Genomic DNA, 13,120 nt, shown 5'->3' on the forward strand with positions numbered 1-13,120 from the left:
AGCATCGATCACCGCAAGGCTTTGTGCACCGCCGCACAATCTCCTCGGGAGGCTCCTTTGCACCGCCGCCGTCGCACCGCGCTCACCCTCTCCGCCGCACTGCTCACAGCAGCGCCGCTCCTCGCCGCCTGCGGCAGCCAGGCCCACCCGGGCGCCGCGGCCGTCGTGGGCGGGGACCGGATCACGGTGGCCACCGTGCAGGGCCAGGTGGCGGACGTGCGCAAGGCGCAGAAGGCCTCCGAACAGGCCGCCCAGATCACCAACCAGTCCGGTCAGCTCGGCCGCGCCAAGCTGCACGGGCTGATCCTGGACCGGGTCCTGGACAAGGCGACGGCGGATGCCGGGGTGACCGTCACCCGTGCGGAGATCCAGCAGATGCGGCAGCAGGCCGTCGCCCAGTACAAGGGCGAGGACGGGCTGCGCGCCGCGGTCCTCCAGGAGCGCTGGATCGCCCCGGGCCAGATCGACGCCTTCCTGCGCGAGCAGGTCCAGCTGACCAAGCTCGGCCAGGCCCTCGGCGCCGACCCGTCGACCCCGGCCGGCACGAAGATCCTCGGCGAGGCGCTGACCAAGGCGTCCAAGGCGCTGAAGGTCGACGTCAACCCGCGCTTCGGCACCTGGAACAACCAGCAGATCCAGCTCGCGGAGTACAAGGCCCCCTGGATCACCCAGGTCACCAAGCCGGCCCAGTCGGCCGCGGAGGCCGGGGCCTGAGGACTGTCCGACGGCCGGGGTAGATTCGGGCGTGTGAACGCTGAAGACCCCGGCCGCATCGTCCTGCTCACCGCCAGCCACCGCGTCGCGCCCGGACTGCTGTCCTGGCCCGCCTGGCAGACCCTGCACGCCGCCGACCGGGTGCACTGCGCGGAGCGGGACCAGCCCCAGCTGCCGTATCTGCGCGAGGCGGGCGTCACCGTCACGCCCGGCGTGCCCGAGGCGCAGGAGCTGGTCGACGTGTGCGCCGGCGGCCGGACCGTCGTCGTCCTCACCGGCGGTGAGGGCAACCAGCCGCTCACCGACGGACTGGCCCGGCTGGCCGGTTCGGGGCGGGTGCGGATGCCGGATCTGGAGCTGCTGCCCGGTTCGTACGACCTGCCGGGCGCCCGGCTCCTCGACCTCGTCCAGATCATGGACCGGATCCGCCTCGAATGCCCCTGGACCTCGCAGAAGACCCACGAGGGCCTCGCCAAGTACGCCATCGAGGAGGCGTACGAACTCGTCGAGGCGATCGAGGACGGCGACCGTGAGGAGCTCCGCGAGGAGCTCGGGGACGTCCTGCTCCAGGTCGTCTTCCACGCGCGCATCGCCGAGGAGGACGAGGACCAGCCGTTCTCCGTCGACGACGTCGCGGCCACGCTCGTCGAGAAGCTGATCCGCCGTCACCCGCACGTCTTCGGGGACGAGAGCGCCGAGACGCCGGAGGACGTCCACGCGCACTGGCTGCGCACCAAGGCGATCGAGAAGCAGCGCGAGTCCGTCACCGACGGCGTGCCCCTCGGCCAGCCCGGCCTGGCACTCGCCGCGAAGCTCGCGAGCCGGGTCCGGACCGCCGGGCTCGACGTGCCGCTCCCCGGCGGCGACGGCGTCGGCTACCGCCTCCTCGCCCTGGCCGTGCGCGCCCAGGAGGAGGGCGTCGACCCGGAGGCCGCCCTGCGCGCGGCGGGCCGCGCCTACCGGGACGCGATCAGGACGGCGGAGGGCGTCGGGTGAAGCCCCGGCCGGTGGCGACAGCCGTGGGGTGAGGCCCCGGCCTCCCGCCCGTCACTGAGGCGTGAACTCCACCGGGAGCGTCCGCAGGCCCCGCATGATGAGGCCGCCCCTCCACCGCAGGTCGGCAGGGTCCACGGAGAGCCGGAGGTCCGGCAGCCGGCGGAACAGAGTCTCCAGCGCGGTGCGGCCCTCGAGGCGGGCGAGGGGAGCGCCCAGGCAGTAGTGGATGCCGTGCCCGTACCCCAGATGCTGGTTGTCGCGGCGGGACAGATCGAGGGTGTCGGGCTCCGCGAAACGGTCCGGATCACGGTCGGCCGCCGCGAGGACGACGAGGACGGGATCGCCCTCGCGGATCTGCGTCCCTCCGACTTCGAGAGCTTCCGTGGCGTAGCGCCAGGTGGCGAGTTCCACCGGGCCGTCGAAGCGGAGCAGCTCCTCGATGGCCGTGTCCAGGAGGCGGTCGTCGCCCCTCTGCACCGCGCTCTGGAAGACGGCGCGCTGCGAGGGGTTGCGGAAGAACGCGTGGGCGCTGTTGCCGATCAGGTTGATGGTCGTCTCGAAACCCGCGAAGAGGATCACGAAGCACATCGCGGCGGCCTCGTTCTCGGTGAGGTGCTCGCCGTGGTCGCTCGCCCGGATGAGGCCGGAGATCAGGTCGTCGCCGGGGTTCTCCCGCTTCCTGTGAATCAGTTCGGCGAGGTAGGCGCGGATCTTCTTCACGGACCGGGCGACCCCGCCGCGCGGCCCGCCTCCGTGCCGGATCATCATGCCCGCCCAGTCGCGGAAGTCGTCCTGATCCTCCTCGGGGACGCCGAGCAGGTCGCAAATGGCGTAGATGGGGAGGGGGAAGGCGAAGTCATGGATCAGGTCGGCCTCCCCCTTCTCCGCGAAACCGTCGATGAGCCGGTCCGCCAGCTCCTGCACCCGGGGCCCGAAAGAGGCGATCGTCCGGGGCGTGAACGCCTTGGACACGAGCCGGCGCAGCCGTGTGTGGTCGGGCGGGTCGATGTTCAGCAGATGCGTCATGAGGTTGGCGCTGCGTTCGCCGGGGATGCCGGTCTTGCTCTTCCCCTGGGCGTCCTCGGCGTGATGCGCCGGGTTCTTGGAGAGGCGGCTGTCGGCGAGCGCCTGCCGTGCGTCCGTGTACCGGGTGACGAGCCATGCCTCGACGCCGCTGGGCAGTGTCGTCCGGTGTACGGGACTGTTCTCCCTCAGCCAGGCGTAGGCGGGGTAGGGGTCGGTGGCGAACTCCCAGGTGAAGAGCTCAGGCGGCGGGGTCTGGTTCACGTGACGACGGTAGCGGTCGTCCGCGGGCGGGCCTCCGCTGCCCGGGTCGTCCTCCCGCCCGCTTCGTCGCGACCGGGGGAGTCCGCTCCTTCCCGACGTCAGGAGCCGAGCGGGTGGGAGGCCGCTCCGTGAGGACGTGCCGGTCCCCGACCCGGCGCGTTCTGCCTCACGCGGCGCATCGGTCGGCACCTCGGCCACGGACACGGAGTCCGCTACTGCCCGGAAGCACCGCGAGCCCGGCGGGCCGGCCCGCCACGCTTCTGCAAACGCTTGCCCGGCCTGCGACTTGCGGGGGAACCTGGCGATTTGCGAGGGCGTGGCGGGCGCGTCATGCGCGGACTGCGCACGCTTGCGGTCGAGTTCATGCCGGGGCCGGTGCACGGTCAAGGTGACACGCTGTCAACTCTGTGACTTTCACGTGATCTCCGCTGCACCGACTTGTGACACACGTTCGAGTCCCGCTAGGTTCACCGTTCGACTCACCAGTCACTCGTCAGTCACACGGAAGGCATCCCCATGGGCTCCGCGAACGGCAGACACCGTCGCCCTCGGCAGGCACCCGCGATCATCGTCGCCGCAGGCGTGACCGGCTCGGCCATCGCCATCCCGCTGCTCGGCGCGGCAGGCGCGCACGCGGCCGACGCCTCGACCTGGGACCGGGTGGCCGAGTGCGAGAGCGGCGGCATGTGGAGCGCCGACCTCGGTAACGGCTACTACGGCGGCCTTCAGTTCTCGCAGGAGGTCTGGAAGTCGTACGGCGGCGAGTCGTACGCCGAGCGTGCGGACCTCGCCAGCCGCTCGCAGCAGATCGCCGTGGCGGAGAAGGTCCTGGACGACCGGGGTTCCAAGGCGTGGCCCAGCTGCGCGGTCGTCTCGGGTCTCGCCGTGGACAGCGGGCTGCCGGGCGTGGATCCGGGCAGCACGCCCTCCGCCGACACCACCGACCCGTCCGGGAGCACCGACCCGTCCGGAACCACCGACCCGTCCACGGGCACCGCCCCGTCCGGCGGCACGGACCGGTCGGGCGAAGCGTCCTCGGAGGCGAAGGCGCCGTCGGGCGAGGCGAAGGGCAAGGACTCCAAGCCGGACACCTCCGCGTCCCCGTCGGCCACCCCGTCCGCCACGCCCTCGGACGACGGAACCGAGGCGGGCGCTTCCGGAGCGCGGCAGGAGCAGGGCGGCAAGCACCGTGGCACGCCAGCCCCCGAGGAGACCCGGGAGACCGGCCGCGGTGACCGGGACGCGGGGCGGCACGCCTCGCGCGGTGACGGTGACGCACGCGACGCCGGAGTCGCGGCATCTGACGGCACGTACACCGTCCGCGCGGGCGACAACCTCTGGGCGATTGCCGACGCACAGAAGCTGCCCGGCGGCTGGACGGGGCTGTACGAGGCCAACAAGGCGGAGGTGGGCTCCGACCCGGACCTCATTCTGCCTGGCCAGAGCCTCGATCTCGGCACGAAGGCCGAGTGAGCCCGGTCTGATGACCAGCTGAAAAAGCCCTGAAAATTGGGGTAGTTAAGAGACCTATGTCCCACTTTCGACTCAGTGAGACATGGGTCTCTTCGCGTGAACTCGCGCGCCTTGTCCGCAAGGTCCCGCCGCATCCGTTCCGACCTGCGCAAACAGTGGTTCTTCGGGCGGTCGGAAGGGCTGTTTATGCGGTATGTCCATCTTGGGATATGAGGCTCGGTGTGTTTACGGTCGGAACCGCTCGCACCGCGGGCCCCGTCGATCGTCACGCCGAATCCTGCCGTCGGTCGAAGGGAACAGACGCGTAAAGCGCCGTAGGCAGGAGCGGGGGACCCAGGTAGGCGTCGGGCCCGATCGTCGCAAGACGCATCAGGACCGGCTTGGGGTTAAGTCGCACGCAAGGACGTGCGACCGGGCAACTCACTTGGCCCGAACCCGACAGCTCACCTCGTAGGCGTCGGTGAGGAGAAGTCTCGATGCTGCTCAAGAGCAAGGGCAACAAGCACCGTCGCCCGTCCAAGGCCGTCCGCATCGCCACGCTCGCCGGTGTCACCGGTGCCGCCATCGCCGTGCCGCTGATGGGCGCGACCGGCGCATCCGCCGCCTCCGTGTCCACGTGGGAGGCCGTCGCCCAGTGCGAGTCCGGCGGCAACTGGTCCATCAACACCGGCAACGGGTACTACGGCGGCCTGCAGTTCTCGCAGTCCAGCTGGGCCGCCGCCGGCGGTACCCAGTACGCGCCCCGCGCCGACCTGGCCACCAAGGCCCAGCAGATCGCCACCGCCGAGAAGCTTCTCGCCCTTCAGGGCCCGGGCGCCTGGGCCTGCGCCGGCGCCGGCAACCTGAGCAACGACGGTGTCGACCCGGGCGTCGACACCGGCTCCTCCGACGCCAAGTCCGAGGCCGCCCCGAAGCAGCAGTCCGCGCCGGCCCAGAAGGCCGAGCCGAAGAAGGCCGAGCGCACCGAGGCCCCCGCCACCAACCGCTCGGACCGCTCGGACGCCCCCAAGGCCGAGTCGAAGACGGTCACCACCCCGACCGGCCAGAAGGTCGAGAAGGGCGACGGCGAGTACAAGGTCACCGCCGGCGACTCCCTGAGCGGGATCGCCGCCGAGCACAAGGTCAAGGGCGGCTGGGAGAAGCTCTTCGAGCTGAACAAGGACATCGTCAAGGACGCCGACCTGATCTACCCGGGCCAGCAGCTCCACCTGACGAAGTAACCGCCGGCGAAGCAGTCGCGGTCCCTCCTCGCTGATGACTCCGGCCGCCCCGGCCCGGTGCGCGCCTTCCCCCGTGCGTGCCGGGCCGGGGCGGGCCGCGTTTCGCCCTTGAGTGTTCAACTGTTGTGGTTACCCGCCAGTAAAATTCTGGCGCTTTGTCCCGCTGTGCCTGCCCTTGGGTCCTTTTTCGTCCCAGGGGACGGGCGGTCGGCCGGTTGGGGCGGCCCGGCCGGTTAGGCTCTTGGCGCAAGGCCAAAGCGACCCTGCACCACCAGCGTCATATCCCAGAAGGAGATGCCTCGTGCCGTCCATCGACGTCGTCGTAGCCAGGGAAATCCTCGACTCCCGCGGAAACCCCACGGTCGAGGTCGAGGTCGGCCTCGACGACGGCAGCACGGGCCGTGCTGCCGTTCCGTCCGGCGCCTCCACCGGTGCGTTCGAGGCCATCGAGCTTCGTGACGGAGACCCCAACCGCTACCACGGGAAGGGCGTCGAGAAGGCGGTCCTGGCCGTGATCGAGCAGATCGGCCCGGAGCTCGTCGGTTACGACGCGACCGAGCAGCGGCTGATCGACCAGGCGATGTTCGACCTGGACGCCACGGAGAACAAGGGCTCGCTCGGCGCCAACGCCATCCTCGGCGTCTCGCTCGCCGTGGCCCACGCCGCCTCCGAGGCCTCGGACCTGCCGCTGTTCCGCTACCTCGGTGGCCCGAACGCGCACCTGCTGCCCGTCCCGATGATGAACATCCTCAACGGCGGTTCGCACGCCGACTCCAACGTGGACATCCAGGAGTTCATGATCGCGCCGATCGGCGCGGAGTCCTTCTCCGAGGCCCTGCGCTGGGGCGCCGAGGTCTACCACACGCTGAAGAAGGTCCTGAAGACCAAGGGCCTGTCCACCGGTCTCGGCGACGAGGGCGGCTTCGCGCCGAACCTGGAGTCGAACCGCGCCGCCCTGGACCTCATCGTCGAGGCCATCAAGGAAGCCGGCTACGCCCCGGGGAAGGACATCGCGCTCGCGCTCGACGTCGCCGCCTCGGAGTTCTACAAGGACGGCGTCTACGAGTTCGAGGGCAAGTCCCGCTCGGCCGCCGAGATGACCGAGTACTACGAGGAGCTCGTCTCCGCGTACCCGCTGGTCTCCATCGAGGACCCGCTGTACGAGGACGACTGGGCCGGCTGGAAGGTCATCACCGACCGGATCGGCTCCAAGGTCCAGATCGTCGGCGACGACCTCTTCGTCACCAACCCGGAGCGCCTGGCCCGCGGCATCGAGGAGGGCTCCGCCAACGCCCTGCTCGTCAAGGTCAACCAGATCGGTTCGCTGACCGAGACGCTGGACGCGGTCGAGCTGGCCCAGCGCAACGGCTTCAAGTGCATGATGTCGCACCGCTCCGGCGAGACCGAGGACGTCACCATCGCCGACCTCGCGGTCGCCGTGAACTGCGGCCAGATCAAGACCGGCGCCCCGGCCCGCTCGGACCGCGTCGCCAAGTACAACCAGCTGCTGCGCATCGAGGAGATCCTCGACGACGCCGCGGTGTACGCGGGCCGCTCGGCGTTCCCGCGCTTCAAGGGCTGACACGAAGCCAGGCGGGGTCCAGTGCCCCGGCCTCCGTCCGTCCCCGCACTCGGTCCCGTACCGTGTGCGGGGACGGACGTGCGTAATGGGGAGGCGGAGACATGGCCGCGAAGGACCGGGACCGGTTCTCCACCGCGACCCGGCTGCGGTTGCTCGGCGAGCAGACCGCGGCCCGCGTCTACAGGTCGCAGAACCGCCGTCAGGCACGCCGCTCCCGGCTCACCGGCCGGGCCGCCTTCCTGGCCCTGATCGTCTGCTCACTGATCGTCGCCCTCGCGTACCCGATGCGGCAGTACGTGTCGCAGCGCGACGAGATCGCCGACCAGGAGCGGATGGCGCAGGAGGCCGAGGCCCGTACCGAGGAGCTGCGCGACGAGAAGGCGCGGCTCCAGGACGACGCGTACGTCAAGCGGCTGGCCCGTGAGCACCTGCACTACCTTCTTCCCGGGGAGACCGGCTACACCGTGGCCGACCCCGACGCGGTCAAGGAGCGCAACGGGAAGCCGGAGGACACCGACCGGCCCTGGCACTCCAACCTGTGGGACGGCGTCGACAGCGCCGACCGCGGCTGAGCCGCGTCCCCCTCTTGTACATCTGCAGAACCGCAGTTCGAGCAGTCCGATCAGAACCCCTAGGCAGGCATGGAAACGCCCCCTCCCCAGACCGAGTCCACCGCGCCCACCGACGCGGACATCGCCGCGTTCCAGCAGCAGCTGGGGCGCCCGCCGCGCGGGCTGCGCGCGATCGCGCACCGCTGCCCGTGCGGCAACCCGGACGTGGTCGAGACGCAGCCCCGGCTGGAGGACGGTACGCCGTTCCCGACGACGTTCTACCTGACGTGCCCGCGTGCGGCGTCCGCGATCGGCACGCTGGAGGCGAACGGGGTCATGAAGGAGATGACCGAGCGCCTGGGTACGGACCCCGAGCTGGCCGCGGCGTACCGGGCCGCGCACGAGGACTACATCGCGCGGCGTGACGCGATCGAGGTGCTGGAGGGCTTCCCGAGCGCGGGCGGCATGCCGGACCGGGTGAAGTGCCTGCACGTGCTGGTCGGTCACTCGCTGGCCGCGGGGCCGGGGGTGAATCCGCTCGGGGACGAGGCGATCGCGATGCTGCCGGAGTGGTGGCGCAAGGGCCCGTGCGTCTCGCCCTGCGGCGAGGCGGCCTCGGACGAGGACTGAGCGTTTCCTGCCGGGGCGCTGCCCCGGACCCCCGCTCCTCAATCGCCGGAGGGGCTCGAAGACACGTGCCGGAGGGCTTGAAGACATGACTCGCGTGGCCGCCATCGACTGCGGTACCAACTCGATCCGGCTGCTGGTCGCCGACGCCGACCCCGCCACCGGGGAGCTCGTCGAGCTGGACCGGCGGATGGAGATCGTCCGGCTCGGGCAGGGCGTCGACCGGACCGGGCGGCTCGCGCCCGAGGCGTTGGAGCGGACGTTCGCCGCCTGCCGGCAGTACGCGGCGGTGATCAAGGAGCACGGTGCGGAGCGGGTCCGCTTCGTCGCCACCTCCGCCTCCCGGGACGCGGAGAACAGGGACGACTTCGTCCGTGGCGTGATGGACATCCTGGGCGTCGAGCCTGAGGTGATCACGGGCGACCAGGAGGCCGAGTTCTCGTTCGACGGAGCCACCAAGGAGCTCGCCGGGCGCGACGACCTCGCGAAGCCCTACCTCGTCGTCGACATCGGCGGCGGCTCCACCGAATTCGTCGTCGGCGACGACCGGGTGTGGGCAGCCCGGTCCGTGGACATCGGCTGCGTCCGGATGACCGAGCGGCACCTCGTGCGGGACGGTGTGGTCAGTGATCCGCCCACGGCCGAGCAGGTCGAGGCGATCCGCGCGGATGTCGCCGCCGCGCTGGACCTGGCCGAGGAGACCGTCCCGCTCGCCTCGGCGGCCACGCTCGTCGGTCTCGCCGGGACCGTCACCACCGTGGCGGCCATCGCGCTGGGGCTCGACGAGTACCACTCGGAGGCGATCCACCACTCGCGGCTCTCCCTGGAACAGGTCCGGGAGATCGCCGGACGGCTCCTCGCGTCGACCCACGCCGAGCGTGCGGCGATCGGCGCGATGCACCCGGGGCGGGTCGACGTGATCAGCTCCGGGGCGCTGATCCTCCAGGCCGTGATGGAGCGGACCGGGGCGCGCGAGGTCGTCGTCAGCGAACACGACATCCTCGACGGCATCGCCTTCTCCGCGGCCCGCTAGAGCGGCCCGGCAGAGCGGCCCGGCAGAGCGGCCCGGCGGGGCGTCCGAGAGGGCGCCCCGGGGGAGCGGCGGCTCGGCAGGAGCTCCCGGAAGCAGCCGTCCCGGAGGGCCGTGCATGCTGCTCATCGGCACTCCGGCCTGCACTTCTGAGCTGCCCGGGAGCCCTCCGGGGGCCCCTTCGGAGACACGGCGCGACGAAGTTCGTGAACTTCTTCACAAGGAATTGGGTCCTCGGGGTCCGACTTCTGCGCCGAACGGGTCCGCAGGAGGGTGTGACGGGCCGCCCGCCTCGCATACGGGGCGGTTCCAGGTGTCTTGCGGGCGGGGGGACCGGAGGGGTGGTCCACCCGGCTCGGCGCCTCACAGGGCCAGCTCACAAGCGGTGAACAACGTTCGCCCGGGCGTCGTGGTTCCCCTGTCGAGCCATGACCTGGGTCACGTGAGCGGGGCAGTGTAGCAGAGGGTTGGGCATACCTTGTGAAGGGGCTCACGAGCGTGCCCCCCGAGGGGGGTGGATACTCGATGGCATGAGCACCACGGAGCGTCCCAGGATCCTCGTAGTAGGCGGTGGGTACGTAGGCCTGTACGCAGCTCGGCGCATTCTGAAGAAGATGCGCTATGGAGAGGCGACCGTCACGGTCGTCGACCCCCGGTCGTACATGACCTACCAGCCCTTCCTCCCCGAAGCTGCTGCCGGCAGCATCTCGCCTCGGCATGTCGTCGTCCCGCTGCGACGCGTGCTGCCCAAGGCTGAGGTTCTCACCGGCCGAGTCACGACCATCGACCAGGACCGCAAGGTCGCCACGGTTGCGCCGCTCGTCGGCGAGGCCTACGAGCTGCCCTTCGACTACCTGGTCATCGCGATGGGCGCCGTCTCCCGTACCTTCCCGATCCCCGGCCTGGCCGAACAGGGCATCGGCATGAAGGGCATCGAGGAGGCCATCGGCCTGCGCAACCACGTCCTCGAGCAGCTGGACAAGGCTGACTCGACGACCGACGAGGACGTCCGCCGCAGGGCGCTGACGTTCGTCTTCGTGGGCGGCGGTTTCGCCGGTGCGGAGACCATCGGCGAGGTCGAGGACATGGCCCGCGACGCGGCGAAGTACTACTCGAACGTGAAGCGCGAGGACATGCGCTTCATCCTCGTCGACGCCGCCGACAAGATCCTTCCCGAGGTCGGCCCGAAGCTGGGCACCTGGGGCCGGGAGCACCTGGAGTCCCGCGGTGTCGAGGTCTTCCTCTCGACCTCCATGGACTCCTGCGTCGACGGTCACGTGGTGCTGAAGAACGGCCTGGAGGTCGACTCCAACACCATCGTGTGGACCGCCGGTGTGAAGCCGAACCCGGCGCTGGCGCGCTTCGGTCTGCCGCTCGGCCCGCGTGGTCACGTGGACACCTCCGAGAAGCTCCAGGTGCAGGGCACCGACTACATCTGGGCCGCGGGCGACAACGCCCAGGTTCCGGACCTCGTCGGCCGCAAGGCCGGCAACCCGAACGCCTGGTGCCCGCCGAACGCCCAGCACGCGCTGCGTCAGGCCAAGGTCCTCGGTGACAACGTCATCTCCGGGATGCGCGGCTTCCCGCAGGCCGACTACAGCCACGCCAACAAGGGCGCGGTCGCCGGTCTGGGCCTGCACAAGGGCGTCGCGATGATCGTCATGGGCAAGGTGAAGATCAAGCTCAAGGGCCGTCTCGCCTGGTACATGCACCGGGGCTACCACGGCATGGCGATGCCGACCTGGAACCGTAAGATCCGGATCTTCGCCGACTGGACCCTGGCGATGTTCCTCAAGCGCGAGGTCGTCTCGCTCGGCGCCATGGAGACTCCCCGCGAGGAGTTCTACGAGGCCGCCAAGCCGGCGCCGGCCCCCGCCGCCGCCAAGCCCGTGGGCGAGAAGGCCAAGGCCTCCTAGTCCCGCCCTGACTCCGGGCCGGAGTCGGATCCGGACGGGAGGGCCCGTGCCCTCCGGTCCGTACCGCGGATCTCCGTATCCGCGGACAGACAGTCGCACGAAGCCCGAAGGGGCCGTCCGCCATCCGTGGTGCGGACGGCCCCTTCGGCGTATCGCCGCAGGCCGGCGCGGTGGTCCGCGCGGGAGCGCCGGGGCCGGCCTCCCCGGGATGCATGTGTCGTACAGGTATTTTGCCGGACCATTGCGCAGGAGCGGGATGGCCCGGCCGCCGGAGACTGTTGAGGGGGGTGTACCTCGCCGTGGCGCCCGGGAGTGTCGTCCGGGGGCGCCGGGCGTGGTCCGAGACATGTGTGGGCATGTCTGGGCACGTTGGGAAACACCATCACGGAGGTGTGCGCCATGGCAGACGCCGCATTGCGGCTGACCGCTCTCGCCCAGGAGTTGCTGGGAGAACCCCTACCGGTCCGCATCCGGGCCTGGGACGGCAGCGAAGCCGGACCCCCCGGTGCCCCCGTCCTCGTCATCAGGAACCGCCGCGCCCTGCGCCGACTGCTGTGGAAGCCCGGCGAACTGGGCCTGGCCCGCGCCTGGGTGGCGGGCGAACTGGACATCGAAGGCGATCTGTACGGGGCCCTGGACCTGATGGCCGGGCTGATCTGGGAGCGCGGCGGCGAGGCGAAGGACAGTGTCCACCCGGTCCGCGACCCGAAGCTGCGCGCCGCCGCCAAGGGACTGGTGAAGCTGGCCGGCCCCTGGCCGCCGCCCCCGCCCCCGCCCGAGGAGGTGCGCCGTCGCACCGGAACCCTGCACACCAAGCGCCGCGACAAGGAGGCCATCAGCCACCACTACGACGTGGGCAATGACTTCTACGAACTGGTCCTCGGCCCGTCCATGGTCTACTCCTGCGCCTACTGGGAGGACGGCGGGAACCTCGAGGACGCCCAGCGCGACAAGCTCGACCTGGTCTGCCGCAAGCTCGCGCTGAAGGAGGACGACCGCCTCCTGGACGTCGGCTGCGGCTGGGGCTCCATGGCCATCCACGCCGCCCGCGAGTACGGCGCCCGCGTCACCGGAGTGACCCTCTCCGTGGAACAGGCCGCCTTCGCCAGGAAGCGCATCGCCGAGGAAGGGCTGACCGACCGGATCGAGATCCGGGTCCAGGACTACCGGGACGTCAGGGACGGCCCGTACGACGCCATCTCCTCGATCGGCATGGCCGAACACGTCGGCTCGGTCCGCTACCGCGAGTACGCCGACGATCTCTACGCACTCCTCAAGCCCGGCGGGCGACTCCTCAACCATCAGATCGCCCGTCGCCCGGAGAGGGACGAGTCCGCGTACCACGTGGACGAGTTCATCGACGCCTACGTCTTCCCGGACGGCGAGCTGGCCCCGGTGGGCCGGACCGTCGCGACCCTCGAAGAGGCGGGTTTCGAGGCCCGCGACGTGGAGTCGCTCCGCGAGCACTACGCCCTGACCCTGCGCCGCTGGGTCGCCAACCTGGAGCGGGACTGGGAGCGCGCGGTACGGATGACCTCGCCCGGCCGGGCGAGGGTCTGGCGTCTGTACATGGCCGCCTCCGCGCTCTCCTTCGAGCACAACAAGATCGGTGTGAACCAGATCCTCGCGGTCCGTCCGGCCGAGGGCGGGGGCTCCCGCATGCCTCTGCGCGCCCGCGACTGGAAGGCGTCCGCGACCGGCTGACACCGGACACGGCCGAGGGC

At 70.7% G+C, this 13,120-nt stretch carries 11 protein-coding genes and 1 riboswitch; of the genes, 10 read left to right on the forward strand and 1 reads right to left on the reverse strand.

Going from position 1 to position 13,120, the window contains the following annotated elements; translation table 11 throughout:
* Positions 1–57 precede the first annotated feature (57 nt).
* Together E6R60_RS36085 and E6R60_RS36090 are read left to right on the forward strand one after the other, a co-directional pair.
* Complete coding sequence (locus E6R60_RS36085; RefSeq protein ID WP_136330964.1) at positions 58–714, forward strand: SurA N-terminal domain-containing protein; 657 nt, start codon at positions 58–60, stop codon at positions 712–714.
* Positions 715–747: 33 nt separating this feature from the next.
* Complete coding sequence (locus E6R60_RS36090; protein WP_136330965.1) at positions 748–1,710, forward strand: nucleoside triphosphate pyrophosphohydrolase; 963 nt, start codon at positions 748–750, stop codon at positions 1,708–1,710.
* Positions 1,711–1,761: 51 nt separating this feature from the next.
* Here E6R60_RS36090 and E6R60_RS36095 read toward each other — a convergent pair whose 3' ends face one another.
* Positions 1,762–2,997, reverse strand: coding sequence for a cytochrome P450 (locus E6R60_RS36095; protein WP_136330966.1), 1,236 nt, complete (start codon positions 2,995–2,997; stop codon positions 1,762–1,764).
* A gap of 516 nt (positions 2,998–3,513) precedes the next feature.
* On the opposite strand from E6R60_RS36095, the gene E6R60_RS36100 reads away from it, so the two are divergent.
* The 8 genes from E6R60_RS36100 (at position 3,514) to E6R60_RS36135 (ending at position 13,100) form a co-directional block, all read left to right on the forward strand.
* Positions 3,514–4,470: a transglycosylase family protein gene (locus E6R60_RS36100; protein ID WP_136330967.1), complete on the forward strand. Its 957-nt coding sequence runs from the start codon at positions 3,514–3,516 to the stop codon at positions 4,468–4,470.
* 300 nt (positions 4,471–4,770) lie between these two features.
* Positions 4,771–4,942, forward strand: a riboswitch (cyclic di-AMP (ydaO/yuaA leader).
* Between the two features lie 4 nt (positions 4,943–4,946).
* Positions 4,947–5,690 carry a transglycosylase family protein gene (locus E6R60_RS36105; RefSeq protein ID WP_136330968.1) on the forward strand — a complete coding sequence of 248 codons (744 nt, stop codon included), beginning with the start codon at positions 4,947–4,949 and terminating at the stop codon, positions 5,688–5,690.
* Positions 5,691–5,991: 301 nt separating this feature from the next.
* Positions 5,992–7,272, forward strand: a complete 1,281-nt coding sequence (eno, locus tag E6R60_RS36110; protein WP_136330969.1) for a phosphopyruvate hydratase — start codon at positions 5,992–5,994, stop codon at positions 7,270–7,272.
* Between the two features lie 101 nt (positions 7,273–7,373).
* Positions 7,374–7,844 carry a septum formation initiator family protein gene (locus E6R60_RS36115; protein ID WP_136330970.1) on the forward strand — a complete coding sequence of 157 codons (471 nt, stop codon included), beginning with the start codon at positions 7,374–7,376 and terminating at the stop codon, positions 7,842–7,844.
* A gap of 69 nt (positions 7,845–7,913) precedes the next feature.
* Positions 7,914–8,453 carry a DUF501 domain-containing protein gene (locus E6R60_RS36120; protein WP_136330971.1) on the forward strand — a complete coding sequence of 180 codons (540 nt, stop codon included), beginning with the start codon at positions 7,914–7,916 and terminating at the stop codon, positions 8,451–8,453.
* 85 nt (positions 8,454–8,538) lie between these two features.
* Positions 8,539–9,483 (forward strand): Ppx/GppA phosphatase family protein, encoded by a 945-nt coding sequence (locus tag E6R60_RS36125; protein ID WP_136330972.1) that lies wholly within the window; start codon positions 8,539–8,541, stop codon positions 9,481–9,483.
* Between the two features lie 527 nt (positions 9,484–10,010).
* Positions 10,011–11,396, forward strand: coding sequence for an NAD(P)/FAD-dependent oxidoreductase (locus E6R60_RS36130; protein WP_136330973.1), 1,386 nt, complete (start codon positions 10,011–10,013; stop codon positions 11,394–11,396).
* A gap of 399 nt (positions 11,397–11,795) precedes the next feature.
* The gene (locus E6R60_RS36135) at positions 11,796–13,100 is read left to right on the forward strand and encodes a cyclopropane-fatty-acyl-phospholipid synthase family protein (RefSeq protein ID WP_136330974.1); all 1,305 of its coding nucleotides are present in this window, start codon (positions 11,796–11,798) and stop codon (positions 13,098–13,100) included.
* Positions 13,101–13,120 lie beyond the last annotated feature (20 nt).

It is taken from the genome of Streptomyces sp. A0642 (assembly GCF_004795105.1).
GTDB lineage: Bacteria > Actinomycetota > Actinomycetes > Streptomycetales > Streptomycetaceae > Streptomyces.

What these genes read in the sequence shown, in the direction of transcription:
- E6R60_RS36120 (WP_136330971.1), top strand. Translation starts at nt 7,914, where the DNA reads ATGGAAACGCCCCCTCCCCAGACCGAGTCCACCGCGCCCACCGACGCG.
- E6R60_RS36130 (WP_136330973.1), top strand. Translation starts at nt 10,011, where the DNA reads ATGAGCACCACGGAGCGTCCCAGGATCCTCGTAGTAGGCGGTGGGTAC.
- E6R60_RS36125 (WP_136330972.1), top strand. Translation starts at nt 8,539, where the DNA reads ATGACTCGCGTGGCCGCCATCGACTGCGGTACCAACTCGATCCGGCTG.
- E6R60_RS36105 (WP_136330968.1), top strand. Translation starts at nt 4,947, where the DNA reads ATGCTGCTCAAGAGCAAGGGCAACAAGCACCGTCGCCCGTCCAAGGCC.
- E6R60_RS36135 (WP_136330974.1), top strand. Translation starts at nt 11,796, where the DNA reads ATGGCAGACGCCGCATTGCGGCTGACCGCTCTCGCCCAGGAGTTGCTG.
- E6R60_RS36100 (WP_136330967.1), top strand. Translation starts at nt 3,514, where the DNA reads ATGGGCTCCGCGAACGGCAGACACCGTCGCCCTCGGCAGGCACCCGCG.
- E6R60_RS36115 (WP_136330970.1), top strand. Translation starts at nt 7,374, where the DNA reads ATGGCCGCGAAGGACCGGGACCGGTTCTCCACCGCGACCCGGCTGCGG.